A 26,404-nucleotide genomic window follows, 5' to 3' on the forward strand; every position below is an offset into this window, starting at 1 on the left:
CCGGTGCCCGGCAGATCGCTGGCAAGCCAAGCTCCCACGGCCTTCGGCCAGAATCAAAAGCAGGCGGCGCAATAGCCCAAAGCTGCTTGAGGAGCTTGTTTGAAACCGTAGAATCTCCCACGGCCTACGGCCAGAATCAAAGCATGCGGCGACAGATGTCGTTGCCTCTGCCCGGAGGGCGTGGGAGTCCGGCTTGCCGACGATCTGGCGCGAAGCGCCAGCAAACCCTGTGAACGCTACCCACCTGACCCAGCGAGCCGTCTGATTCTACTGCCGGTGCCCGATCGCGGTCCGCAGCAAGCTGAACGCCTACGGCCGGCCGAGCCGTGCTGCTACGTACGGGTTTCAGCCATCTTCAGCACAACTCCCCACACACATCCAGCACCACCAGGCGCCGTACCTCCTCCGCGGTCAGCCCCGCACCCAGCAGTGCATGCAACTTGCCAAACGCCGCTTCACGCGTCATGCCGCCGCCGGACAGCACGCCGACGCCGCGCAGACGACTGCCGGCTTCGTAGACGTCCAGCTCCACGCCGCCTTCGTGACATTGAGTGATGGCGACCACGACGATACCCCGCTCGCGCGCGCGGTCCAGGCTTTCCAGGAAAGCCGGGTTGTCGCTGGGCCCGGTGCCGCTGCCGAAGCATTCGAGGACGAGGCCTTGAATGCCGCTGTCGATCAACCCGTCCAGGTGCGCCGCGCCAATGCCGGGAAACAGCGGCAGTACGGCCACATTGGCCAGCTGTTTGGGCTGGCGGTAATTGAGCGTTGCCGGCAATGCTGATGCGACTTCACCCCCACGGCTGCGATTCAGCGCAGCGAAGGGGTTACGCCCGAAGCTGCGGATCTTTGCGCAACGTGTCGGCTGCAACAGCTCACCGTGGAAGTACAAATGCACCCCCGACGCCAAACCTTTGCCCAAGGCTTGCAACGCGCCATTGACGTTTTCCCAGGCATCGCTGTCCGGGACGCCGGCCGGCAGCATGGAGCCGGTGAAGACCACCGCAGCCTCCAGCCCCAGTAGTTGAAAACTCATGGCGGCAGCGCTGTAGGCCAAGGTGTCGGTACCGTGCAGGATCAACACCGCGTCGCAGCCGCTGACCTCAACCGCATCGACCACGGCCTCGCGCAGCCGCTGCCAGTAGTCGGGTGTCATGTTAGCGCTGTCGATCAACGGGGACATTTCGCGAAACTGCCACTGCGGCACCACCAGCGCAGGCTGGCCAGCCAGTTGATCGGCCATGCGCGCGCCGAACCCAGCGGCTGGCGCCAACCCGTTTTCGCTGGCCTGCATGCCGATGGTGCCGCCGGTATACAGCACCATCACTTGCCTGGCCGGTGCGTGGTTTTCGCGATTCATGCCTTTCTCCCTGGACTGACTGTCAGATGATTAACGTGCGTCGACGACGGGCTTGCGATCGGCCGCTTCGGGCATGGCGACTGGCTGCTCGCTGCCGGGTTTGGGCCAGGCTTGCAAGTCCAGGTCCAGATCGGGGAACTGGCTGGAGTCGAATACCGGGGTCTTGATGCCTGCCTTACGCTGGTCGTCGTAGTCGCGCAGGATACGCAAACCGATCTTGAACAGCATCGCCAGTGCGATCAGGTTGACGAACGCCAGCAGGGTCATGGTGATGTCGGCAAAGGCGAACACCGTGCCGAGGTCTTCCACCGCACCCCAGAGGACCAGCGCCAGCACCAGCGCGCGGTAGCCGATCAGCGCCTTGCGGCTTTCGCCAAGCAGGAAACGCAGGCTGTTTTCGCCCAGGTAGTAGTTGTAGAGGATCGAAGTGAACACGAACAACGACAGCGCCACGCTGATGAACAGCTTGCCCCAGTCACCGACCACCGCGGCCAGCGAGTTCTGGGTCAAGGCGATGCCGTCACCCTCGAAGCCGGGAGTGTAGAACCCGGAGAGCAGGATCAGCAACGCGGTGCAGGTACAGATGACGAAGGTATCCAGAAACACGCTGAAAGCCTGAACCACGCCTTGCGCTATCGGGTGCTCGACCTGTGCCACGGCGGCAACGTTCGGTGCACTGCCAAGGCCAGCCTCGTTGGCGAACACACCGCGCTTCACACCCATGACGATGGCGCTGCCGATCAGACCGCCGAACACTTCATCCAGGCCAAAGGCGCTTTTGACGATGGTCATCAACATGTGTGGAACGTGCTCGAACTGCACCCCGATGACGTACAGGGTGACCGCGATATAGACCAGCGTCTTGATCGGCACCAACAGATCGGCGACGGCAGCGATACGTTTGATACCACCGACGAAGACCAGTCCCAGCAATACCGCCAGGCCGATACCGGCATACCCCGGCGATACGCCAAAGGCGTCATTGAGCGAGTGGGTGACCGCGTGGGATTGCAGGCCGTTGAAGGCGAAACCGAAGGTCACCAGCAGCAGGACCGCCATGACCATGCCCAGCCAGCGCTTGCCCAGGCCATGCTTGATGTAATACGACGGGCCGCCACGGTACTGGCCTTCGGAGTCGCAGCGTTTGTACAGCTGCCCGAGGGAGCATTCGAAGAAGCTGCTGGCCATGCCGACCAGCGCCGTCACCCACATCCAGAACACAGCGCCAGGGCCGCCCAGGGTCACGGCGATGCCGACGCCGGCGATGTTACCGGCGCCCACTCGGCCCGCCAGGCTGAGCATCAGCGCCTGAAACGAACTCAGCTGCCCCGAGCTGCTGCGCAGACTGTCGCGAAATACCGCAAACATGTGGAAAAAGTGACGGAATTGAACAAAGCGCGAGCGGATCGTGAAGTATCCACCGAGCCCGACGATGAGCACGATCAGCAATTTTCCCGAGAGGAAGTCGTTGATGACTTCGAGCATTGGTGTTTCCTCGCTTTTTAGAGGGGGCGCACTATACCGGTGCGCGTTATTGGCGTCTGTAATCGGATTCCTCAAATGGACGCTTCATTTGTGTACGGGTCGCTTGGGTGCAACACCTCCCTGTAGCGGGCCGGCTTGCTGGCGGTGACGTCTATGCGATTGCCACCGCCGGCAGCCGGACTGCTACAAGGTCTGCGCTTTCCCCGATCAGGAGGTGTGACTGGGCTTACCCACAGAAATTCAAGACAAAAAAAAGGACCGGGAAGCGTCTGCTTCCGGCCCTTCAAAAGGGTGAGGGGTGTCTAGGCCCTCAGCCTGGTGATCGTGTTTCAGGTAAAGCGATGCGGCCAGCGCGAACGCCAGAAGGTCATGCCTTCAGTGGCACCAGACGCGGTGCGATCATGTTTTCCGGGCGCAGGATGTCCGCGAGCATGACGTCGTCGAGCAAGCCTTCTTCACGCACCAGTTCCAGCACGCCACGGCCTGTCTCCAGCGCGACCCGCGCGATACGAGTAGCGTTTTCGTAGCCGATGTAAGGGTTCAATGCGGTGACCAGGCCAATCGAGTGCTCGACCAGTTCGCGGCAGCGGGCTTCGTTGGCGGTGATGCCAACGATGCAGTGCTCGCGCAGCATGTCCATGGCGCGCTGCAGCAGACGGATCGAGTCGAAGATCTTGTAGGCGATCAGCGGCTCCATCACGTTCAGTTGCAGTTGGCCGCCTTCGGCAGCGATGGTCAGGGCCAGGTCGTTGCCCATGATTTCAAAGGCGCACATGTTCACCGCCTCCGGAATCACCGGGTTGACCTTGCCCGGCATGATCGAGCTGCCCGGCTGACGTGCTGGCAGGTTGATCTCGTTGATGCCGGTGCGCGGACCGCTCGACAGCAGGCGCAGGTCGTTGCAGATTTTCGACAGCTTGACCGCGGTGCGCTTGAGCATGCCGGAGAACAGCACGAAGGCGCCCATGTCGGACGTGGCTTCGATCAGGTCGGCAGCCGGTACCAGCGGCTGGCCGCTGATGGTGGCCAGACGCTCGACCGCCAGGTGCTGATAACCCGGGTCGGCGTTGATGCCGGTACCGATAGCGGTACCACCCAGGTTTACCTCGGTCAGCAGCTCCGGCGCCAGGCTACGCAGGCGGTTGAGGTCTTCGGTCAGGGTGGTGGCGAAGGCGCGGAATTCCTGGCCCAGGGTCATCGGCACGGCGTCTTGAAGCTGGGTACGGCCCATCTTCAGAACGTGGTTGAACTCCTGGCCCTTGGCTGCGAAAGCCTGGATCAGGCTGTCGAGGCTGGCGAGCAGGGCGTCGTGACCCAGCAGCAGGCCCAGGCGGATGGCCGTCGGGTAAGCGTCGTTGGTCGACTGCGCCATGTTCACGTCGTTGTTCGGGTGCAGGTATTTGTATTCGCCCTTGGCATGGCCCATCGCTTCAAGGGCGATATTGGCGATGACTTCGTTGGCGTTCATGTTGGTGGACGTACCGGCGCCACCCTGGATCATGTCGACCACGAACTGCTCGTGGAAATCGCCACGAATCAGACGCGCACAGGCTTCGCTGATGGCCGCGTGTTTCTCGCTGCTCAGATGCCCCAGCTGATGGTTCGCATCGGCCGCCGCTTGCTTGACCATGGCCAGGCCGACCACCAGTTTCGGGTAGTGGGCGATCGGGACGCCGGACAGGCGGAAGTTGTGTACCGCGCGCAGCGTCTGGATGCCGTAATACGCTTCAGCGGGTACTTCGAGAACGCCAAGCAGGTCTTTTTCGATGCGAAATGATGCAGCGGAGGACATGATAGAGAAAGTCTCAAGAGAGGCACGGACTAAGCCGGAACGCCTTTAATACTAGGCCTGCGGGCAATTTCGAACCAATGCTGTTAAGCACTGCCCCATGCACAAACGGCATAATGTTGATGTGACCTTCCGATTGTGACGAGCGTATGAAGGTCATGGCGTGCACCTGCGCGCCCCCCATTACTTGTAGGAGTGAGCTTGCTCGCGAAAGTGTGGTATCAGCCGATGGCGATTCCACAGGCAGACCGCTATCGCGAGCAAGCTCACTCCTGCATAGAACGCGACCCCCACTTGCCCTACGAGGACACAATGAACCTGGAAAGCAAATGGCTAGAAGATTTCAGCGCCCTGGCCGCGACCCGCAGTTTTTCTCAGGCGGCCGAGCGTCGATTCGTCACCCAGCCGGCGTTCAGTCGTCGGATTCGCAGTCTGGAGGCGGCATTGGGTCTGACGCTGGTCAATCGCTCGCGTACGCCTATCGAGCTGACGGCGGCGGGGCAGTTGTTCCTGGTCACAGCGCGCACCGTGGTCGATCAACTGGGCGAGGTGCTGCGGCATCTGCATCATCTTGAAAGCGGGCAGGGTGAGGTGATGCAGATCGCCGCAGCGCACTCGCTGGCGCTGAGCTTCTTCCCACGCTGGATCGCTCAACTGCGCAACGAAGGCCTGAACATTGCCACACGCCTGGTCGCTACCAACGTCGGTGATGCCGTGCACGCGCTGCGCGAAGGCGGCTGCGACCTGATGCTGGCGTTCTACGACCCTGATGCTGCACTGCAGATGGACGCCGAGATCTTTCCGTCGCTGCACCTGGGCGTGACCGAGATGCTGCCGGTGTGCTCGACCGATGCCCAGGGCCAGCCGTTGTTTGACCTGGAAGGTGAACACAGCGTGCCTTTGCTGGCTTACAGCGCGGGTGCATTTCTCGGGCGTTCGGTAAATCTGCTGTTGCGCCAGCGCAGCCTGCGTTTCACCACGATCTACGAAACCGCGATGGCCGATAGCCTCAAGGGCATGGCGCTGCAAGGCCTGGGCATCGCCTGGGTGCCGCGCCTCAGCGTGGTTGCAGAGCTTGAACGCGGCGAATTGGTGATTTGCGGGGGCGCGCAATGGCATGTTCCGCTGGAAATTCGTCTGTACCGCTGTGCCTTGGTGCGCAAAGCCAATGTGCGCTTGTTATGGCGCAAGTTGGAGCAGGCTGCTGGCGGCTAGTCGGATCGGGTTTCCTACATATTGTTTCTGGCGAAGACTACGAGGGTCGTTAATTGCGTCTGAATGTATTACCCATTCGGGTCTTGTACTTTGGACATGGGCTTACAGCCTGCTTCACCCCTGAAGCTTTTTTTCAGCGCCCTCCAGGATGGACGGCGTATCTTTATAAGGACATAAACATGACCGCTAAAAACCCTGTACACCTCTACGTTTTCTTTCACGACGATGTTGAGGCCAAAACCCGTCGCAGTGTGCCGCGCGCCTATTTGAAAGATTGCATCGTCGAGCTTCAGAAAGTGACCGGCCGCGAACTCATCATCGACTACAGGCACTCGATTCCGGGGGTGACTGACATCGCTTATAGAGGCGATGAAAGGAGCGCACTGGGGAAATGGATCGCAACCTCCAATCGTTACGCTGCCGAGCAAAACCTTGCGGCCGACGGCCTTGAACGTTTTCTGTTGGTCACCCAATACCAGATCAATGAGAGCGTGTTAGGAGTGGCAGAGATCAACGGTTCAAGCCTGATCGCGTCACTGACCTCGTATCAGACCATCCCCCACGAGCTTGGCCACACCATGGGCGCTACCCATGAGGATGCGCAGCTGCAGCACAACGCTTTCGGTATCCCCTGCGCCACCTACCTGCACGAAGAAGTCTCCGACCTGCGGGCTAATTGCTATCAGTACAGCCTGAAAAACCGGCAGAATATCGCTGGATACTTCGCTGGCCGGCCTTGAGTTCGAGACGGGTCGACAGGCGTTTTCCAGCCTTGCGGATTATCCTCATCGGGAGCGGCAGAACAGCGACTGACTAATGGTCGCCAAAGGGGCTGTCTTCCTGGCGCTTTACGGTATACTGCGCGGCCTTTGGCCGGTCGCACTGGTCATAATTCGTACGACAAGCCACGCCGGTTTTCCCGCGTGGCTTGTTGTTTTTAGACGCGCCTGCGGGCGCCCGATGAAGAGGCACGACGATGAGCGCACTGGTTGGCGTGATCATGGGCTCCAAGTCCGATTGGTCCACCCTTAGCCACACCGCCGACATGCTGGAAAAGCTCGGCATTCCGTACGAAGTCAAAGTGGTTTCGGCCCACCGCACGCCGGACCTGCTGTTCCAGTACGCCGAAGAGGCCGAAGGCCGTGGCATCGAAGTGATCATCGCCGGCGCCGGTGGCGCTGCTCACCTGCCAGGCATGTGCGCTGCCAAGACTCACCTGCCAGTGCTTGGCGTTCCGGTGCAGTCTTCGATGCTGTCGGGCGTCGATTCGCTGTTGTCCATCGTGCAGATGCCTGCTGGCATCCCGGTTGCGACCCTGGCCATCGGCAAGGCTGGAGCGATCAATGCCGCCTTGCTGTCGGCCAGCATCCTGGGCGCCAAACATCCGCAATTTCACACTGTGCTGAAGCAATTCCGTACGGAGCAGACAGACAGCGTTCTGGATAATCCAGACCCGCGCGAGGCCTGAGGTTTTCATGAAAATCGGCGTAATCGGTGGCGGCCAGCTGGGTCGCATGTTGGCACTGGCGGGTACTCCGCTGGGAATGAACTTCGCGTTTCTGGACCCTGCGCCTGACGCTTGCGCTGCCGCGCTGGGCGAGCATCTGCGTGCCGACTATGGCGACCAGCATCACCTGCGCCAACTGGCCGATGAAGTCGATCTGGTGACCTTTGAGTTTGAAAGCGTGCCTGCCGAGACGGTCGCCTTTCTGTCGCAGTTCGTGCCGGTCTACCCGAGCGCTGAAGCCCTGCGCATTGCTCGCGATCGCTGGTTCGAGAAGAGCATGTTCAAGGATCTGGGCATCCCGACGCCTGCCTTCGCCGACATCCAGTCCCAGGCGGACCTGGACGCCGCCGTTGCCAGCATCGGTCTGCCGGCGGTGCTAAAAACCCGCACCCTGGGTTACGACGGCAAGGGCCAGAAGGTCTTGCGCAAGCCAGATGACGTGGTCGATACCTTCGCTGAGCTGGGGAGCGTGCCTTGCCTGCTCGAAGGCTTCGTACCCTTCAGCGGCGAAGTCTCGTTGATCGCGGTGCGTGCCCGCGACGGTGAGACCCGTTTCTACCCGTTGGTGCACAACACTCACGACAGCGGCATCCTGCGCCTTTCCATCGCCAGCACCGATCACCCGTTGCAGGCACTGGCTGAGGATTACGCGGGTCGTGTCCTCAAGCAGCTGGAGTACGTTGGCGTGCTGGCCTTCGAGTTCTTCGAAGTCGATGGCGGCCTGAAGGCCAACGAGATCGCCCCGCGCGTGCACAATTCCGGTCACTGGACCACGGAAGGCGCCGAATGCAGCCAGTTCGAGAACCATCTGCGTGCCGTCGCCGGCCTGCCGCTGGGCTCCACGGCCAAGATCGGCGAGAGCGCGATGCTCAATTTCATCGGTGAGGTACCGGCCGTGGACAAGGTCATCGCCATCGATGATTGCCACCTGCATCACTATGGCAAGGCATTCAAGGTCGGGCGCAAGGTCGGCCATGCCACCGTGCGCAGCCAGGACCGCGCGACGCTGGATCGTCAGGTGAAGCGGGTCGAGGCGTTGATCAAAAACTGATCAGCTGGCTTTCGGTTCTTCCTGTAGGAGTGAGCTTGCACGCGATAGCGATCTGTCACGGCGATTTATCGCTGACCAGCCGGCATAGCGAGCAAGCTCACTCCTACAAGTGTTTTGGGTCTCATCCCATTGAACCATTCATCCCGGACAGCCCTCTCATAGCGTGTTGCCAATAGCTGACTAGGCTTTGGCATAACCATTCAAACAGAGGGACATGGCATGGGAATCATCGGAACCATCTTCATCGGCCTGATCGTGGGGCTGCTGGCTCGTTTTCTGAAGCCTGGCGACGACAGCATGGGCTGGATCATGACCATCGTGCTCGGTATCTGCGGCTCGCTGGCGGCGACTTACGGCGGCCAGGCGCTGGGCATCTATCATGCTGGCGAGGGAGCGGGTTTCCTCGGTGCGCTGATCGGCGCCATCATCCTGCTGGTCATCTACGGCATGATCAAAAAGAAATGAAACTGAGTCTGGCCCTCTGCGCTATTGCCGCGCAGAGGGCTAGAATGCCCGGCACTTGAATCCTCCTGCCGAGCACCGCAATGCGTCGTCTCCTCTTCGTTACTCTGCTGTTGGTCTGTGGACTGGCACGCGCCGCTGATCTTCCTGAAACCGACTGGCTCGAATTGATGCCCAAGTCCGATCAGAAAGCCCTTGAAGCGATGCCTGAAATCGATCACAACTCCCCGGAAGCCCAAGGCACGTTCGATAGCAAAGGCGGCTTGAAGCAGAGCAAGGGGTTGCCTGCGGTGATGTATTCGACCAAGACCGTTGCGGCCATGAACGGCAAGAAGATTCGCCTGGGTGGTTATCCGGTGCCTCTGGAAGCCGACGCCAAGGGCCATAGCACGCTGTTCTTCCTGGTGCCTTATCCGGGTGCATGCATTCACGTGCCGCCGCCGCCGCCCAATCAACTGGTGCTCGTGCGCTATCCCAAAGGCTTGAAAATCGACGATATCTACACACCGCTGTGGGTCATCGGCACGTTGAAGGTCGAAACGGTCAACAATGATCTGGCCGACGCTGCATATGCGCTGGATGCATCGAAGGTGAGGGTGGTGGTAGAAGCGGATCTTTAAGCCTGCGCCTTGAGGCGGGGTTGAGCGCCGATCCCCGTGGCAGTCCGGCTTGCCAGCGGCAGCGATTACAACGGCGCCACCGCCGGCAAGCCGGACGGCTACAGGGTCATGATCAATCTTCTGTCAGCGGTTCGGCCCAGATGCTGACGCTCATCGTGTGCATGTCATGTGGCTTGAGGGTCACGATGTCGCTCATGACGTTGGCGGTCTCGACACACACCATGCCCTGCCATCCATCGGCTTCCATGTCGCTGAAGGTCGTGGTCTTCTCGATCCAGGGGTTCCAGACCACTGAAGACTGCGAGCCCGTGGTCTGGATCTGAATCCTGCGTTTCCATTCTGGATCGACCACGGAAATCAGATCAGGCGTGCCCTGGTAGATGCGATCGGTCTCACCCGTGAAGGTAATGTCCCCAGCCTGCACGTTTTGCGCGTCCCAGCTTTGCAGCGTGTTGAGGTAGCTGACTCCGTCCAGGCCTGCAATGCTGACCTGACGCACATCGCTGACTGCGAAGTAACTGTGCAGCGCCTGGCTCAAGGTGACTTCTTCAGGGCCTGCGTTGAAGCTGACGAGGCTGACGTTCAGGGCTGCGTCCAGACGAATATGCAGCTTGAGCCCGACAGTGTGCGGCCATCCGGGCAGTTGACCTTCGGCTGCGGTCTGAATGAACTCGACAATCAGCGCATCGCCGTCTTCGCCCATGCCCATCAATTCCCAATCGATGGCGCGGACTTCGCCGTGAGCGTTGGCCGGTTCAGTGCTTTGGCGCATCGCCTGGACGCTTTGCGGATTGCGCTGGAAGTTGCCGAACCACGGCCAGCAGATCGGCATGCCGCCACGAATCGCCTTGCCCTTCTTGAACACCGCGCCCGGATTGGACCAGATCAGCGGCTTATCGCCATGGATTTGATAGCTGATGATGTGCGCGCCCTGCTGGGCGATCACCAGTTCGGCTTGCCCATGGCGGATACGCCAGCAATTGAGCTCACCGAGCTGGATGGAGTCGACCTGCGTCTTGGGCGTTTGCGGCGTTGGCATGAGAGGTACTCACTCAAAGGACAGTGACTGAATCAGACTGTGCCAAGCTTGATGAGTTTACCGCTCGATGCCAAGTGCGATGTGGCGGCGTCGAATGGCGTCAGCGCCGGGCAGGGACAGAGCGGGTGCGACCGCTGCCGTCGATCGCGACGAAAACAAACACCGCTTCGGTCACCTTGCGCCATTCGCTGGACAGCGGGTCGTCGCTCCAGACCTCGACCATCATCTGGATCGAGCTGCGGCCAATCTCCAGGGTCTGGGTATAAAAGGACAACTGTGCGCCGACCGCTACTGGCACCAGAAACGCCATACGGTCGATTGCAACGGTCGCCACGCGCCCGCCTGCGACCTTGCTGGCCATGGCGGTGCCTGCCAGGTCCATCTGGGCCACCAGCCAGCCGCCGAAAATATCGCCGAAGCCGTTGGTTTCGCGGGGCAGCGCGGTGATCTGCAGGGCGAGGTCGCCTTGCGGAATAGGATCTTCTTGTTCGAGCTCAATCATGCCGGGGGCCCTCTGACCCATGACTCTCAAAGTCGTCATTACGTTGAAAAGGGAAACTCTGCGAAATCGACTTGGTTAAACGCTTTCGCACAAATTCCCTGGATGGACCGGCGGCGTCGCGGCCGGCCAGTATATCGACCCGAGCCTTTCGCTACGACCGTTGGAATCTGATTTTGCCTGGCCGGTGTTTCTATCCATGTGCATCCGGAAACAATTTGCTATCTTGCCGGACCGATTTGGCGCACTACGCCAGTATTGGCACGCAATTTTGATGCCCGATCAACGCTTCGAGTCGAGAAATCGCGTGCACGGCCGTTACCCTCGGCCGCATCGCTGTTGATTTTTCGTCCCAAGAGAGCCTCAAAAGAGAAGCGATTGTCATGTCCCCTGTGTCCTCGAGTGTCGCGCAGCCTTCGCGCCCACTGACCCGTAACGATTACAAAACCCTGTCGCTTTCCGCCTTGGGCGGTGCGCTGGAATTCTATGACTTCATCATCTTCGTGTTCTTCGCGGCGGTGGTGGGCAAGTTGTTTTTCCCTGTAGACATGCCGGAATGGCTACGTTTGATGCAAACGTTTGGCATTTTTGCCGCCGGCTATCTGGCTCGCCCGCTGGGCGGCATCGTCATGGCGCATTTTGGTGATCTGCTGGGTCGCAAGAAGATGTTCACGCTGAGCATTTTTCTGATGGCCGTGCCCACCTTGATCATGGGCCTGCTGCCAACCTATGCGCAGATCGGTATCTGGGCTCCACTTTTATTGCTGTTGATGCGCGTCATTCAAGGCGCCGCCATTGGTGGCGAAGTGCCGGGTGCGTGGGTATTCGTTTCCGAGCACGTTCCCGCACGTAACGTCGGTTACGCCTGCGGTACCCTCACGTCGGGTCTGACTGCGGGCATCTTGCTGGGTTCGCTGGTGGCTACCTGGATCAACAGCCATTACACCCCGGCCGAGGTTTCGGACTACGCCTGGCGGATTCCTTTCCTGCTGGGCGGTGTGTTTGGTCTGATGTCGGTTTACCTGCGTCGCTGGTTGCACGAGACCCCTGTGTTTGCCGAACTGCAACTGCGCAAAGCCCTGGCTGACGAAGTCCCGCTCAAGGCTGTGCTGCGCGATCATCGTGGCGCCGTTGTGTTGTCGATGGCCCTGACCTGGCTGCTGTCGGCCGGTGTCGTGGTGGTGATCCTGATGACGCCGACCCTGTTGCAAACCACCTACGGTTTCGCGCCTGCGCTGACCCTGAAAGCCAATAGCCTGGCGATTGTCCTGTTGAGTCTGGGTTGCATCGGCGCGGGCGCGCTGGCTGACCGCTTTGGCGCTGGCCTGGTGTTTCTGCTCGGCTCGTTCGGTCTGCTGGTCAGCTCCTGGACCTTCTACCATACCGTGGGTGACCATCCTGATCTGCTGTACCCGCTCTACGCGCTGACCGGCCTGTTCGTGGGCACCATCGGCGCCGTGCCTTTCGTCATGGTCAAAGCCTTTCCGCCCGTAGTTCGCTTCTCCGGGCTGTCGTTTTCCTACAACTTGGCGTATGCGATCTTTGGCGGTCTGACGCCGATGGTCGTGACCCTGATGCTCAAGGCCAATCCGATGGGGCCGGCGTGGTATGTGGCGATACTGTGCGCGATGGGGATGGTCATTGGCGTGTATCTGCTGAAACGCAAAGTCGGCTGATCATCTGGCAACACTTGTCGCAAACGCTGCTATGAACCAAGGCCGCCCTCGAATGAGTGGTGGCCTTTCATTTGTTTGTCATATTCCGGTCATAGAGTAGTCACACGGCCGTCACCACCGGCCCCCCTTACATGACCTCTGACGGAGCCCGGCATGACCTTCAAGCGTTTGCTGACAGCAGTCACCTTCTTTTCAGTCGGTGTTGTCACCGCCCACGCCGCAGCGGCGGTTGACCCTGCTATCGCGCCGTATGTCAAAACCAGTGGGGTATCAGGCAACTTGTCCAGCGTGGGTTCCGACACCCTGGCGAACCTGATGACGATGTGGGCCGAGGCCTACAAAAAACAATACCCGAGCGTGAATATCCAGATTCAGGCCGCTGGCTCATCGACCGCACCGCCTGCATTGACCGAGGGCACAGCGACTCTCGGCCCAATGAGCCGCAAGATGAAGGACGGCGAGCTGTCGGCTTTCGAGCAGAAATACGGCTACAAGCCGACCGCGATTCCGGTCGCGGTGGATGCGTTGGCGGTGTTTGTCCACAAGGACAATCCGGTCAAGGGTCTGACGCTGGAGCAGGTCGACGCGATCTTCTCGGCGACCCGCCTGTGCGGCGCCAAGGCTGATGCCAGGAGCTGGGGCGATGTGGGCGTAACCGGTGATCTGGCGGGCAAATCGATCCAGCTGTTCGGGCGCAACTCGGTGTCGGGAACCTATGGTTATTTCAAGGAAGTGGCCCTGTGCAAAGGCGACTTCAAGCCCAACGTCAACGAGCAACCCGGCTCGGCATCGGTGGTCAGCTCCATCAGCAGTTCGCTGAACGGCATCGGGTATTCAGGCATTGGTTATAAAACATCCAGCGTGCGTACCGTGCCTCTGGCTAAAAAAGCTGGCGATGCGTTTGTGGAAGACAACGAGGCCAATGCCTTGAACGGCAGCTACCCGCTGGCGCGTTTCCTGTATGTCTATGTCAACAAGGCGCCGAACAAGCCGCTGAACCCGCTGGAAGCTGAATTCGTCAGGCTGATCCTTTCCAGACAAGGTCAGGAAGTTGTCATCAAAGACGGGTACATTCCTCTACCAGCCAAGGTGGCCGGCAAGGCATTGGCTGATCTGGGGCTGTAGGCGCGGTTGCACCAGGCGGGTTGACGGCGTCGTCCCGCAGAAGATCGACCAGGCCTTGGGCTCCCGGGCTTGTACACAATGAGTAGTCCGTTGCCACGATTGCGGGGCGACGGGCTTTTTTGCGTCACCACGCTGTAATGTATTTGTCATACAGAGTGGCTAGGGTGTGCGCATGAATGATTTGGCCAATTCATCGATGACCGAGAAGTCCCCTCCTGCGCGCATTGATTTCAATACGCCCCAGATGCAGCGCAAGCGGCGTATGCGTGCACTCAAGGACCGTCTGACGCGCTGGTATGTACTGGTGGGCGGTCTGGCGGTGCTGGCTGCCATCACGCTGATCTTTTTCTATCTGGCCTACGTTGTCGCGCCGTTGTTTCAGGGTGCCAGGCTGACCGCCAATGCCGCGCAGACGCCAGCCTGGATGCAAGCCGCCGGCAAGCCGATGATTCTGGTCATAGAAGAGCAGAATCAGGTCGGCATGCGCGTATCCGATACGGGCCAGGCAGTGTTCTTCAACCTTGAGGATGGCAGCGAGCTGTCTGGCGTGACGTTGCCAATACCTGTTGGCGCTCATGTCACCTCGGTCGCTCAGGATCAACCTGGCAAACCCTTGGTAGCCGTGGGTCTGTCCAACGGTCAGGTGCTGGTCTTCAAGCACACTTACCCGATCAGCTACCCGGACAACCGGAAAACCATCACCCCGACCATCACCTACCCCTATGGCGAAACGCCGTTCGTGCTGGATGAAGAAGGGCGGGCGCTGGAGCATGTCAATCTCAACGCCAATGAGTCCACGCTGATTCTGGCGGGCGCAACCGGTCCTCAGCTGCATGTCTTGTCCCTGACTCAGGGCGAGAACATGACGACCGGCGAGACTACCAGCCAGCAGAGCCGCATCGATCTGCCGCAGGTGTCGGCCATGGTCAAGGCGATCTACGTCGACCCGCGCCAGCAGTGGCTGTACGTGATCAATGGCCGAGCCCAGGCGGATGTGTTCAATCTCCAGGATCGCACGCTCAACGGACGCTACAAGCTGCTTGAAGACGCCAATGCCCAAACCACCGCCAGCGCCCAACTGGTCGGCGGTATCTCGCTGATGATCGGCAGCTCCAAAGGCAACATCGCGCAATGGTTCATGGCCCGCGATGTCGACGGCGAGATGCGCTTGCAGCACATTCGTGACTTCAAAATGGCTGGCGCGCCGATCTCGCAAATCGCCGCTGAACAGAGGCGCAAGGGTTTCATTGCCATGGACACCGCCGGCAAGCTTGGGGTGTTCCATAGCACTGCCCACCGCACGCTGCTGGTCGACCCGGTCGCCAGTGGCCCGGCAGTCATGGGCATGTCGCCGCGCGCCGATCGCATCATCGTCGAGGACAACGGCAGGTTGCTGCCTCTGGCGCTGAACAATCCACATCCGGAGGTTTCCTGGAGCGCGTTGTGGGGCAAGGTCTGGTACGAAAACTACGACGAGCCCAAATACGTCTGGCAGTCCACCGCCTCCAACAGCGATTTCGAGCCCAAGCTGAGCCTGGCGCCGCTGACCTACGGCACCCTCAAGGCGGCGTTTTACGCAATGCTGCTGGCCGCGCCGCTGGCGGTGGCTGCGGCCATCTACACCGCCTACTTCATGGCGCCGGGCATGCGCCGCAAGGTCAAGCCGGTGATCGAGCTGATGGAAGCCATGCCGACGGTCATCCTCGGATTCTTCGCCGGTCTGTTCCTGGCGCCGTATCTGGAAGCGCACCTGCCGGGGATTTTCAGCCTGCTGATACTCACGCCCGTGGGCATCCTGCTTGCAGGTTATTTCTGGACTCGTCTGCCTGAATCAATCCGTTTGCGCGTCCCCGAGGGCTGGGAGAGCGCGATCCTGATTCCGGTGATCCTGCTGGTGGGCTGGGCCTCGCTGGGCATGAGCTCGCACATGGAGAACTGGTTCTTCGACGGCGACATGCGCTCGTGGATCACCCATGAGGCGGGCATCAACTACGACCAACGCAATGCATTGGTGGTGGGGCTGGCCATGGGTTTTGCGGTTATTCCCAATATTTATTCCATCGCCGAAGACGCCGTATTCAGCGTGCCGCGCGGCCTGACCCTGGGCTCGCTGGCGCTGGGCGCTACGCCTTGGCAGACGCTGATCCGGGTGGTGATCCTGACCGCAAGCCCGGGGATCTTTTCGGCGCTGATGATCGGCATGGGTCGCGCGGTCGGTGAAACCATGATCGTGCTGATGGCTACCGGCAACACCCCGATCATGGACATGAACCTCTTCGAAGGGATGCGCACCCTGGCCGCCAACGTCGCGGTGGAGATGCCGGAGTCCGAGGTCGGCGGCAGTCATTACCGCGTGCTGTTCCTTGCAGCCTTGGTGTTGCTGATGTTCACGTTTGTCATGAATACCTTGGCAGAGCTGATTCGTCAGCGCCTGCGCAAGAAGTATTCGTCTCTCTAGGGCAGGTAGAAACAGATGAAAAAGCCTTCCCTCAAGAGCTGGTTCAAGAGCGGCGCCCCCGGTGTCTGGATAAGCGCGGGCGCCGTGTCCATTGCGGTGATCATGACCATTGGCCTGCTGGCGGTGATCGCCGTGCGCGGGCTCGGGCATTTCTGGCCGGCGGACGTGATTTGCGCCCAGTACGATGTGCCCGGTCAGGAGAGTCACGTCCTGGTCGGCGAACGGGTGCAATCCGAGCAAGTCCCTCGTGCCCGACTCAAAGGCGCAGGGCTTCCCGTACCTGATAGCGGGCCGGAGTTCATGACCCGCGACCTGTTCAAGGTCGGTAATCGCGACATCAATCCCAGCGACTTCAACTGGGTAGTGGGCCAATGGCTGAGAGAACAGAGCAAGCCCGCCCAGCTGATGACCCTCGAGCGCCGCGAGTGGGGCAACTTCTACGGCTATCTGGTCAACGTCAAAGAGAACGGCAAGGTCATCGCTGAGGGTGAAGCGGCGTGGCCGCAGCTGCAGGAGCGCATAAAGCGTGCGCAGAAGATCTCCGATGACCTGACGGGGCTGGAAAAGACCGATATCGGCGCGATCAATCACGGCATCGAGCGCCTGCGCCTCAAAGCTCGCAAGCTTGAGCTCAATGGCAGGCTCGATGCCGCCGCGCAGGCAGACATGGCCTCCGAGCGCGCTGAATACGATGCCCGTTACCAGGAGATCGAGTCGCGACTGAGCGCGCTGCACGCGGATTTCAATCGCGACAGCCTGACCGCCCGCGATGCCAACGGCAAACAGATCGAGATCAGCCTGGGCAAGGTGGTCCATGCCTATCAGCCCAATGCCATGGGCGTGGCGACAAAGCTTGGGTTCTACTTTCAGAAACTCTGGGAATTCCTCAGTGACGACCCACGTGAGGCCAACACGGAGGGCGGGATCTTCCCGGCGATTTTCGGCACGGTGATGATGACCTTGATCATGGCGGTGATCGTGACGCCCTTTGGTGTGCTGGCCGCTGTCTACCTGCGTGAATATGCCCGCCAGGGGCCGGTTACGCGGTTGATCCGCATCGCCGTGAACAACCTGGCGGGCGTCCCGGCCATTGTCTACGGCGTGTTCGGTCTGGGCTTTTTCGTCTATGTCCTGGGCGGCTCACTGGATCGGCTGTTCTTTGCCCAAGCGCTGCCAGCCCCTACATTCGGTACGCCGGGTTTGCTGTGGGCGTCGCTGACCCTGGCGTTGCTGGCGGTGCCGGTGGTGATCGTCGCCACTGAAGAAGGCCTGGCGCGTATCCCGCTGACCCTGCGTGAGGGCTCGCTGGCGCTCGGCGCGACCAAGGCTGAGACGCTGTGGAAAATCGTTCTGCCCATGGCCAGCCCGGCGATGATGACCGGCCTGATTCTGGCGGTGGCGCGAGCGGCTGGCGAAGTTGCGCCGCTGATGCTGGTCGGCGTGGTGAAACTTGCACCCGCGCTGCCCGTGGACGGCAATTACCCGTATCTGCACCTGGACCAGAAGATCATGCACCTGGGCTTTCACATCTATGACGTCGGTTTTCAGAGCCCCAACGTCGAGGCCGCGCGCCCGCTGGTGTATGCCACGGCGCTGTTGCTGGTGCTGGTGATCGCGCTGTTGAACCTGTCGGCGGTGACCATCCGCAACCGTCTGCGCGAGAAATACAAGGCGATGGATGGATGAAGCATGTCCTTGCAGTGAGCTTCAAGCGGCAAGTCAAAGGCCGTCACCGTTTTTGCCCTAACTTGCCGCTTGCAGCTCGATGCTTGCAGCCACGCACGGAGTGAGACCCATGCAACGAGAACACACCCACGGCATCAACATGTCGGCATTGGGTCGCAAGCGCCAGGTGCTGGACCTTGCCAGCGAGGAGGTGGCGCTGGAAGTGCCGGGCCTGAGCCTGTTCTACGGTCAGGCGCAGGCGCTGTTCGATGTTCAGATGAACATCCCCAGGCAGCGTGTGACCTCGTTCATCGGTCCGTCGGGCTGCGGCAAGTCGACGTTGCTGCGCACCTTCAACCGCATGAACGATCTGGTCGACGGCTGCCGCGTGCAGGGCGAGGTCAAGCTTTACGGCCACGACATCTACACCCGGGGTGAAGACGTTGCCGAGCTGCGCCGTCGGGTGGGGATGGTGTTCCAGAAGCCCAACCCGTTTCCCAAGACCATCTACGAAAACGTGGTCTATGGCCTGCGCATTCAGGGCATCAATAAAAAACGCGTGCTCGATGAGGCGGTCGAGTGGGCGTTGCGTGGCGCGGCGCTCTGGGATGAGGTCAAGGACCGCCTGCATGAGTCGGCGCTGGGACTTTCCGGCGGTCAACAGCAGCGTCTGGTCATCGCCCGTACGATCGCCGTCGAGCCCGAAGTCCTGCTGCTGGATGAACCGTGCTCTGCGCTCGACCCGATTTCGACGTTGAAAGTCGAAGAGCTGATCTACGAACTGAAATCCAAATACACCATTGTGATCGTTACCCACAACATGCAGCAGGCTGCGCGCGTTTCGGACTACACCGCGTTTCTGTACATGGGCAAGGTGGTCGAGTTCGGGGACACCGATACGTTGTTCACAAATCCGACCAAAAAACAGACTGAAGACTACATAACCGGTCGTTACGGCTAGCACGTGTTTCGTCAGCCCTGAACCACCGCGCAATCAATCGGACGGACACTCAGCATGATCAAAGACAGCCATACACATCACATCTCCCAGCAGTTCAACGCTGAACTGGAAGAAGTTCGCAGCCACCTGCTGGAAATGGGTGGTCTGGTCGAGAAACAGGTCAACGATGCGGTCACGGCATTGATCGACGCCGACTCAGGGCTTGCCCAACGGGTGCGTGACGTCGATGACCAGATCAACCAGATGGAACGCAACATCGATGAGGAGTGTTTGCGCATTCTGGCGCGTCGTCAGCCTGCGGCCTCGGACCTGCGCCTGATCATCAGCATCTCCAAGTCGGTGATCGACCTGGAACGCATCGGCGATGAGTCCACCAAGATCGCCCGTCGCGCCATTCAGCTGTGCGAAGAAGGCGAGTCGCCGCGTGGCTACGTGGAAGTGCGGCACATCGGTGATCAGGTGCGCAGCATGGTGCGCGACGCGCTGGACTCCTTTGCCCGGTTCGACGCCGATCTGGCGCTGTCGGTGGCGCAGTACGACAAGACCATCGACCGCGAGTACAAGACCGCTCTGCGCGAGCTGGTGACCTACATGATGGAAGACCCGCGCTCGATCTCTCGTGTGCTCAACGTTATCTGGGTGCTGCGTTCGCTGGAGCGTATTGGCGACCACGCACGCAACATCTCGGAGCTGGTGATCTACCTGGTACGCGGTACCGACGTGCGCCACCTGGGTCTCAAGCGCATGCAGGAAGAAGTCAAAGGTCGTTCCGCCGAAATACCTAATGTTCCGGCCTCACCTGACGATAAGTAAGATTGCCTGAGAAAAAACGCCTGGCCAATGCCGGGCTTTTTTTTGGGTGGGAATCAGCTGTTTCCCAGTCGCCTATTTTCAAGTCACCCGCGAATGAAATGTCCCGGTGTCGTCAAACAATTTGGCAGCTGGCCATGAGCCGGCGATATGCTCGCCATTTGCGGTGAACACGCCATTCGGAGCGTCGATGAGTAAAGTCAGTGTATTGGTGGTGGATGACGCGCCGTTCATCCGCGATCTGGTAAAGAAAGGACTGCGTAACGCCTTTCCCGGCGTCTCGCTGGAGGATGCGGTCAACGGTCGCAAAGCTCAGGTATTGCTGACCCGCGAAGCGTTCGACCTGGTCTTGTGCGACTGGGAAATGCCCGAGATGTCAGGGCTCGAATTGCTGACTTGGTGCCGTCAGCAGGAAAGCTTGAAGAACATGCCGTTCATCATGGTGACCAGCCGTGGCGACAAGGAAAACGTCATTCAGGCGATTCAGGCCGGTGTTTCGGACTTCATCGGCAAGCCGTTCACCAATGAGCAGTTGCTGACCAAGGTCAAAAAAGCCCTGCACAAGGTCGGCAAGCTGGAGGCGCTGATGACCGGCGCCCCGGCGCGCGTGAACGCAGCATTTGCCAATGACTCGCTGGGAGCACTGACGGGCAATCGCCCGGAAGTCGTTTCTGCCGGGTCCACAGCTTCTGCGCCTGCGCAGCCGTTGATCAAGCCGATGGCCAAGCCGGCAGCGGCCGCAGAGCCGACAGGTCGCGGTCAGGGGCAACTGCGGCTGTCCAGTGGCACTCAGCAGTGCGTCATCAAGGCTTTGACGCTCAAGGAGGCTTCCCTGGTCGTACGCCGTGGGGACGTGCTGCCGCAGATCCTCGACAGCGCCGTGCTCGATCTGGAGCAAGGCGAAAACGCGGAAACCGCGCGCCTGAACGGCTATCTGCATGCCATCGCCGCTTTCGAGCAGAAGCCTGACAGCGACTGGCTGCAACTGACCTTCCGTTTCGTCGACCAGGACACCCAGAAGCTCGACTACCTCTCGCGTCTGATCGCCCGCGGCACCGCGCTCAAGCATTTCGTGCCGGGCGCCTGATCGCCTCTGATTCTGGCCGCAGGCCCTAGGAGCGTGGCTCGTGCCGCGATCGGCTGCGCAGCAGTCGTGATTCCTGCAACCCAGGAGCATCAGTCATATCGGGTTTGCAGTAGTTGCTGGCGGTCCCCGCCAGATCGCGGGACAAGCCACGCGCCTACGCCTTCGGCAGAGGTGGCGTTCAATTCGTCGGATCCCTCGGTCCCTCTGCATAGAAATTGCAAAACCCATCGCGCCCGAGCCTGACGCGATTTCCTTGACGCTTCGTCTATTGCCGATTGATACGCATAAGTCCTTTTCTATCGGTATCGCTGTTAGGCTGGCCCTCATTCTTCCCCTACGCCAGGGCTACCCCGATGTTCGAGCGCTTGCTGGTGATGTGTGTACTGCTGCTGGCTGCGCAAACGGCCGGGGCCGTTACCATCTACCGATTCACCGATGCCAACGGAGTGGTCTCGTTTACCGATCAGCCCGTTCGCGGCGCGCAGGTGATGAAGCTTCGCGAGCGCATGGTCGAGCATCTCGACAGCCAGGTGCGCCTGAGCGTCAAGAAAACCAAAGGCACTGACAACCTGTATGTGCGCAACGACCTCTACGCACCGGTCGAGATCGAATTGAAATTGTCCGGCGTCAAGAACGTGGTCGGCGTTGCCGATCAGGTCATCCGGCGCACGATTGCCGCGCGCAGCAATGAACGGCTGATCGCCCTCAGCCCGCAGCTTGCCGGAAAGGCCATGGCCTACAAGCCGAGCCTGCGCTCGATCGTCGGCGACCCGCAGCACAGCACGCTGGGTCTCGGCCTGGGGTACCGGTATCCGCTGCCATGGGTCGGCGGGCCATTTCGCATCAGCCAGGGGCCCAACGGTGCCTACAGCCATGTGGGAGCCAAGAGCCGTTATGCCATCGACATCGCCATGCCTGAAGGCACGCAAATCATCGCAGCGCGTAGCGGTACGGTGATCAAGACCGAAAACAGCCAGTCTGGCCGGGGCGCCAATCCGTCGGGCAACTTTGTGCGCATCCTTCACGATGACGGCACCATGGGCGTGTACCTGCATCTCAAGCAGGGCTCGGTCAGCGTGAAAGAGGGCGAGCGAGTGACGGTTGGCACGGCGTTGGGGCGTTCAGGCAACACCGGCAATAGCACCGGGCCGCATCTGCACTTCGTGGTGCAGCGCAACGTCGGGCTGGCGCTGGAGTCGATCCCGTACGAGTTTGCCCAACCGGTGCAGAACCTGCCGAATTTTGCGGTCGGGGGGAATTGAAACGAGTATGGGAGTGGGCGCAAAACCGCTTCTGGCTGGAGACCGGAATCAAGAGTCCAGCCATGCTGGCTTCGCTTCTGGCCGGAGGCCGTGGGAGTCCAGCTTGCTGACGAGCTGACGAGCTGCCGGAAGCCGGCAGCAAAACCTGCAAATGCATTCTTTCTGTATGAATGGAGCCGTCTGGTTTGAGCGCTTCGCACTCAATCGTCAGCAAGCTGGACTCCTAGGGCTACGACCAGAATCAAAAGCGATTCTGGTCAGACGGTCCATCAATCCAGCTTCAGCACCTTCGCCAGCACGATTTTCGGGCCTTTCATCTTCTTGATGATGATGCGCAGGCCTTCGACTTCCATGACTTCCTCTTCCTCAGGCACGCGCTTGAGGCTGTCGTAGATCAGGCCGGCCAGGGTCTCGGCTTCGACGTGGTCCAGGTCGATCCCCAGCAGGCGCTCGACCTTGAACAGCGGCGTGTCACCGCGTACCAACAGTTTGCCGGGTTGATAGGCGAGGATGCCGCGTTCGGCCTTGCGGTGTTCGTCCTGAATGTCGCCGACCAGGACTTCGAGCACGTCTTCCATGGTCAGGTAGCCGATTACCTTGCCGTCGGCCTCCTCGACCAGCGCGAAGTGCGCTCCGCCCTGACGAAACTGCTCCAGCAGGCGCGATAAGGGCATGTGCTTGGACACACGCTCCAGTGGGCGCGTCAACTCGGCCAGGTTGAACGATTCGGGAATGTGATCCAGCGCCGCCAGTTCCAGCAGCAAATCCTTGATATGCAGCAGGCCGACGAATTCGTTGCGCTCGGCGTCGTACACCGGATAGCGGCTGAATTTGTGACGACGGAACAGCGCCAGGATTTCCTTGAGCGGCGCATTGAAGTCCAGAGTGACCAGGTCCTCCCGGGAATTGGCCCAGTCCACCACCTCCAGTTCGCCCATCTCCACCGCAGACGCCAATACGCGCATGCCCTGGTCGCTGGGGTCCTGACCTCGGCTGGAGTGCAGGATCAGCTTGAGCTCTTCGCGGCTGTAGTGATGCTCATGATGCGGGCCGGGCTCACCCTGGCCGGCAACGCGCAGTATGCCGTTGGCGCTGGCGTTGAGCAGATAGATCGCCGGGTACATGGCCCAGTAGAAGAGGTACAGCGGAACCGCGGTCCACAGCGACAACAGCTCAGGCTTGCGAATCGCCCAGGATTTGGGTGCCAGTTCGCCGACGACGATGTGCAGGTAGGAAATGATGAAGAAGGCGGAGAAGAACGACACGCCCTTGACCACTTCAGGCGATTGCACGCCGACCGCTTCGAGCAGCGGCGCCAGCAGGTGCGCGAATGCCGGTTCACCGACCCAGCCCAGGCCCAGGGAGGCGAGGGTGATACCCAGCTGACACGCCGAAAGATAGGCGTCGAGCTGGCTATGAACCGTACGCAGGATGCGGCCGCGCCAGCCGTTCTTGTCGGCGATGGACTCCACGCGAGTGGAGCGCAACTTGACCATGGCAAACTCTGCGGCAACGAAAAAACCGTTGAGCAGGACCAGAATCATTGCGAAGAGAATCATGCCGAAGTCGGCGAAAATTGAAGCCAGGCTAATACCAGGGGAAGGGTCCATGATGGGGTTTTGCAGGTTCCGTTTTGAAAAAGGATGAAATAAGCCCTCTCAAATGGAGGGCATAAGAGGCGCAATTTAGCGAGTATCCCGATGCTTTGCTAGGCCTTGGTCATCTGGATTGGCGCGAAGTTGCAGATGAACACGCTGCCTTTGCCCGGCACGCTATTGATTTCCAGCGTGCCGCGATGGCGCAACAGCACGTGTTTGACGATCGCCAGGCCCAGCCCGGTGCCACCGGTATTGGATGCGCGACTTGAATCGACCCGGTAGAAACGTTCGGTCAGACGCGGAATGTGTTTACTGTCGATGCCGATGCCTGAGTCCTGCACGCTCAGATGCGCGCCGCGTCCATCAGCCCACCAACGGATACGAATCTGGCCCTCGGCCGGCGTGTACTTCACCGCATTGAAAATCAGGTTGGAAAACGCACTGCGCAGTTCTGCCTCGCTGCCCTTGAGGCTCACGTCACTTTCAAGGTCCAGGGTGATCTTCTGGTTTTTCGCCCCCGACAGCGCCTGGGCGTCGTTCTTGATGCTCTGCAGCAGCCCGGGCACCGCGATGGGCTGGTTGTCCGACGGATAATCGGTGGCCTCGAGCTTGGCCAGCAACAGCAGGTCGTTGAGCAGCGTTTGCATGCGCGCACCTTGCTGTTGCATTTGCTGCAATGCCCGGACCCAGCGCGGGTTCACTTCCTCGACGTTATCGAGCAGCGTTTCCAGATACCCGCAGATGACGGTCAGCGGGGTGCGCAGTTCATGGGAGACGTTGGCCACAAAGTCTTTGCGCATCTGTTCCAGCTGGTGGATACGAGTGACATCGCGCACCAGCATCAGGTGTTCGTTATTGCCGTAGCGCGTGATCAGCATCTGGATGCGCAAGCGATCGTTGATCGGTGAGGGGATTTCCAGCGGTTCGGCATAGTTGGCCTGCTCGAAGTACTCCTTGAAGCGCGGGTGCCGCACCAGATTGGTCACCGGCTGCCCGCTGTCCTGAGGCGTCTTGAGGCCCAGCAGGGTTTCCGCGGCGCGGTTCCACCACTCCAGGTTGCCATCGCTGTCGAGCATGATCACGGCGTCCTTGAGCGCGGCCGTGGACTCCTGAACCCGATCGATAACCGCCTGCAGCCGCCCGCGCACCCGCTGATCGCGGCGCTGCAGGTGATAGATGCTGTCGAAAACTTCGCCCCACAGCCCGTAGCCGTCGGGAGGGGGCTCATCCGGCTTGTGATGACGCAGCCATTCATGCAGGCGTAGCAGTTGCTTGAGGGTCCAGGCCAGGTACAGCCCCAGGCCGATGGCCAGGCACCCGCCGTAATGCCCGCTGATCAGGCCGGCCAGCAGCGACGCCGTGACCAGCAGCAGCAGGTGGCGGATCAGGGTGCCATGCCAGTTTTGGTTCAATTAACGCGTCCTTGTCATGAGCGATCGGCAGAGTCGCCCCCAGACAGGCCCTCAATGAAAGTCGGCCTGTGTCAGCTGTTTCAGCTCTTGGTGGAGAAGCGGTAGCCCGTACCGCGGACGGTTTGTACCAGATTTTCGTAGGCCTCGCCGAGCGCTTTGCGCAGTCGACGAATGTGAACGTCCACGGTGCGCTCCTCAACGTAGACATTGCCGCCCCAGACCTGATCAAGCAACTGGCCGCGGGTGTAGGCGCGCTCCTGGTGGGTCATGAAGAATTGCAACAGGCGGTATTCGGTTGGCCCCATTTCTGCCGGCTTGCCGTCGATGGTGACGCGGTGGCTGATCGGGTCCAGGAGCAGCCCACCGACTTCGATCGGTGACTCACCGTCGTTGGGCCCGGCCCGTCGCAGCACGGCCTTGAGGCGCGCCACCAGCTCACGGGGTGAGAACGGTTTGGTGATGTAGTCGTCGGCGCCAACTTCAAGGCCCTGGATCTTGTTGTCCTCCTCGCCTTTGGCGGTCAGCATGATGATCGGGATATCCCCGGTCAGCTCATCACGCTTGAGCCGACGCGCCAGCTCGATGCCTGAGGTGCCGGGCAGCATCCAGTCGAGCAGGATGAGGTCGGGCTTGCGATCGACGATGACGGCGTGGGCTTGCTGAGAATTCTCTGCCTCCATGCAGTCATAGCCGGCCATTTCCAGTGCGACGGCGATCATCTCGCGAATCGGCGCTTCGTCATCGACGATCAGAATGCTCCTGCCAACCATGCCTCGAACCTCATGTCATTTAACTGTCTTGGGGCGCATTAGATAACGGAATTATTGCAGTCGTGTGACAGGTTAGTTCCGTGCGGGCGTAATACCCGGTCTAGAGCTAAGCTTGAGGCCTTGTCCTACAAGAAATGTCCAAACAACCAATACAAAAAAGGATACATCTGATGGCTAAGATTTCTTCCGCACTCATGGGCATGCTGGCGGCTGCGGCGCTGGCCTCTGCGGGCATGGCGTTCGCGGCTGACCCGGCAATGATGAAGGGCGACATGATGGTCGATCATCAAGGCATGGCGCTGTATACCTTCGACAAGGATGCCGGTGGCAAATCCATGTGCAACGACCAATGTGCATCGAACTGGCCGCCGATGATGGCTCCCGCCGATGCCAAGGCGTCCGGCAAGTGGTCCATGGTCAAGCGTGACGACGGCAAGATGCAGTGGGCATACGACGGCAAGCCGCTGTACACCTTCAAGAGTGACCAACCGGGCGAAAAGACCGGCGACGGCAAGGGCGGCGTCTGGCACCTGGCGGGCGCCAAACACTGATC

General features: G+C 60.3%; 23 protein-coding genes. 15 read left to right on the forward strand and 8 right to left on the reverse strand.

All coding sequences use genetic code 11. From position 1 onward, the window contains the following. Positions 1–355 precede the first annotated feature (355 nt). The 3 genes from ACI2KS_RS17445 to ACI2KS_RS17455 all read right to left on the reverse strand — a co-directional run bounded on the left by ACI2KS_RS17445 (position 356) and on the right by ACI2KS_RS17455 (position 4,637). Positions 356–1,360, reverse strand: a complete 1,005-nt coding sequence (locus ACI2KS_RS17445; protein WP_404622242.1) for an asparaginase — start codon at positions 1,358–1,360, stop codon at positions 356–358. Positions 1,361–1,390: 30 nt separating this feature from the next. Then, positions 1,391–2,845: an alanine/glycine:cation symporter family protein gene (locus ACI2KS_RS17450; protein ID WP_404622243.1), complete on the reverse strand. Its 1,455-nt coding sequence runs from the start codon at positions 2,843–2,845 to the stop codon at positions 1,391–1,393. Between the two features lie 367 nt (positions 2,846–3,212). Further along, entirely contained in the window at positions 3,213–4,637 is a 1,425-nt protein-coding gene (locus ACI2KS_RS17455) for an aspartate ammonia-lyase (protein WP_404622244.1), read from the reverse strand. 309 nt (positions 4,638–4,946) lie between these two features. On the opposite strand from ACI2KS_RS17455, the gene ACI2KS_RS17460 reads away from it, so the two are divergent. From ACI2KS_RS17460 to ACI2KS_RS17485, 6 genes are all read left to right on the forward strand, one after another. Beyond that, positions 4,947–5,849, forward strand: coding sequence for a LysR substrate-binding domain-containing protein (locus ACI2KS_RS17460; RefSeq protein WP_404622499.1), 903 nt, complete (start codon positions 4,947–4,949; stop codon positions 5,847–5,849). A 179-nt stretch (positions 5,850–6,028) separates the two neighbouring features. Next, the gene (locus ACI2KS_RS17465) at positions 6,029–6,589 is read left to right on the forward strand and encodes a hypothetical protein (protein WP_404622245.1); all 561 of its coding nucleotides are present in this window, start codon (positions 6,029–6,031) and stop codon (positions 6,587–6,589) included. A gap of 236 nt (positions 6,590–6,825) precedes the next feature. Beyond that, entirely contained in the window at positions 6,826–7,317 is a 492-nt protein-coding gene (purE, locus tag ACI2KS_RS17470; protein ID WP_404622246.1) for a 5-(carboxyamino)imidazole ribonucleotide mutase, read from the forward strand. A gap of 7 nt (positions 7,318–7,324) precedes the next feature. After that, positions 7,325–8,407 (forward strand): 5-(carboxyamino)imidazole ribonucleotide synthase, encoded by a 1,083-nt coding sequence (locus tag ACI2KS_RS17475; RefSeq protein ID WP_404622247.1) that lies wholly within the window; start codon positions 7,325–7,327, stop codon positions 8,405–8,407. 219 nt (positions 8,408–8,626) lie between these two features. Beyond that, entirely contained in the window at positions 8,627–8,872 is a 246-nt protein-coding gene (locus ACI2KS_RS17480) for a GlsB/YeaQ/YmgE family stress response membrane protein (protein ID WP_404622248.1), read from the forward strand. 80 nt (positions 8,873–8,952) lie between these two features. Continuing rightward, positions 8,953–9,489, forward strand: a complete 537-nt coding sequence (locus ACI2KS_RS17485; RefSeq protein ID WP_404622249.1) for a DUF3299 domain-containing protein — start codon at positions 8,953–8,955, stop codon at positions 9,487–9,489. Between the two features lie 112 nt (positions 9,490–9,601). Here ACI2KS_RS17485 and ACI2KS_RS17490 read toward each other — a convergent pair whose 3' ends face one another. Together ACI2KS_RS17490 and ACI2KS_RS17495 are read right to left on the reverse strand one after the other, a co-directional pair. Further along, positions 9,602–10,528 carry a D-hexose-6-phosphate mutarotase gene (locus ACI2KS_RS17490; protein WP_404622250.1) on the reverse strand — a complete coding sequence of 309 codons (927 nt, stop codon included), beginning with the start codon at positions 10,526–10,528 and terminating at the stop codon, positions 9,602–9,604. A 100-nt stretch (positions 10,529–10,628) separates the two neighbouring features. Beyond that, positions 10,629–11,030: an acyl-CoA thioesterase gene (locus tag ACI2KS_RS17495; protein ID WP_093466337.1), complete on the reverse strand. Its 402-nt coding sequence runs from the start codon at positions 11,028–11,030 to the stop codon at positions 10,629–10,631. A 380-nt stretch (positions 11,031–11,410) separates the two neighbouring features. Between ACI2KS_RS17495 and ACI2KS_RS17500 the strand changes: the two genes are divergently transcribed. From ACI2KS_RS17500 to ACI2KS_RS17535, 8 genes are all read left to right on the forward strand, one after another. Continuing rightward, complete coding sequence (locus ACI2KS_RS17500; RefSeq protein WP_404622251.1) at positions 11,411–12,703, forward strand: MFS transporter; 1,293 nt, start codon at positions 11,411–11,413, stop codon at positions 12,701–12,703. A 153-nt stretch (positions 12,704–12,856) separates the two neighbouring features. Further along, entirely contained in the window at positions 12,857–13,828 is a 972-nt protein-coding gene (locus ACI2KS_RS17505; protein ID WP_404622252.1) for a PstS family phosphate ABC transporter substrate-binding protein, read from the forward strand. A 172-nt stretch (positions 13,829–14,000) separates the two neighbouring features. Then, positions 14,001–16,286: an ABC transporter permease subunit gene (locus ACI2KS_RS17510; protein WP_404622253.1), complete on the forward strand. Its 2,286-nt coding sequence runs from the start codon at positions 14,001–14,003 to the stop codon at positions 16,284–16,286. 15 nt (positions 16,287–16,301) lie between these two features. Continuing rightward, positions 16,302–17,972, forward strand: a complete 1,671-nt coding sequence (gene pstA / locus ACI2KS_RS17515; RefSeq protein ID WP_404622254.1) for a phosphate ABC transporter permease PstA — start codon at positions 16,302–16,304, stop codon at positions 17,970–17,972. A gap of 109 nt (positions 17,973–18,081) precedes the next feature. Continuing rightward, positions 18,082–18,912 (forward strand): phosphate ABC transporter ATP-binding protein PstB, encoded by an 831-nt coding sequence (gene pstB / locus ACI2KS_RS17520; protein WP_404622255.1) that lies wholly within the window; start codon positions 18,082–18,084, stop codon positions 18,910–18,912. Between the two features lie 54 nt (positions 18,913–18,966). Further along, positions 18,967–19,725 (forward strand): phosphate signaling complex protein PhoU, encoded by a 759-nt coding sequence (phoU, locus tag ACI2KS_RS17525; RefSeq protein WP_404622256.1) that lies wholly within the window; start codon positions 18,967–18,969, stop codon positions 19,723–19,725. 187 nt (positions 19,726–19,912) lie between these two features. Next, complete coding sequence (locus ACI2KS_RS17530; RefSeq protein WP_404622257.1) at positions 19,913–20,809, forward strand: response regulator; 897 nt, start codon at positions 19,913–19,915, stop codon at positions 20,807–20,809. A 353-nt stretch (positions 20,810–21,162) separates the two neighbouring features. Further along, positions 21,163–22,071 (forward strand): peptidoglycan DD-metalloendopeptidase family protein, encoded by a 909-nt coding sequence (locus ACI2KS_RS17535; protein WP_404622258.1) that lies wholly within the window; start codon positions 21,163–21,165, stop codon positions 22,069–22,071. A gap of 269 nt (positions 22,072–22,340) precedes the next feature. On the opposite strand, the gene ACI2KS_RS17540 is transcribed toward ACI2KS_RS17535, so the two are convergent. From ACI2KS_RS17540 to phoB, 3 genes are all read right to left on the reverse strand, one after another. Continuing rightward, on the reverse strand, positions 22,341–23,681 hold the full coding sequence (locus ACI2KS_RS17540) for a hemolysin family protein (protein ID WP_404622259.1): 1,341 nt from the start codon (positions 23,679–23,681) through the stop codon (positions 22,341–22,343). A 98-nt stretch (positions 23,682–23,779) separates the two neighbouring features. Continuing rightward, entirely contained in the window at positions 23,780–25,081 is a 1,302-nt protein-coding gene (gene phoR / locus ACI2KS_RS17545) for a phosphate regulon sensor histidine kinase PhoR (protein WP_404622260.1), read from the reverse strand. A gap of 80 nt (positions 25,082–25,161) precedes the next feature. After that, complete coding sequence (gene phoB / locus ACI2KS_RS17550; RefSeq protein ID WP_404622261.1) at positions 25,162–25,851, reverse strand: phosphate regulon transcriptional regulator PhoB; 690 nt, start codon at positions 25,849–25,851, stop codon at positions 25,162–25,164. A 170-nt stretch (positions 25,852–26,021) separates the two neighbouring features. On the opposite strand from phoB, the gene ACI2KS_RS17555 reads away from it, so the two are divergent. Continuing rightward, on the forward strand, positions 26,022–26,402 hold the full coding sequence (locus tag ACI2KS_RS17555; protein WP_404622262.1) for a hypothetical protein: 381 nt from the start codon (positions 26,022–26,024) through the stop codon (positions 26,400–26,402). Positions 26,403–26,404: the final 2 nt, after the last annotated feature.

Source organism: Pseudomonas sp. NPDC087358 (genome assembly GCF_044900785.1).
Lineage (GTDB): Bacteria > Pseudomonadota > Gammaproteobacteria > Pseudomonadales > Pseudomonadaceae > Aquipseudomonas.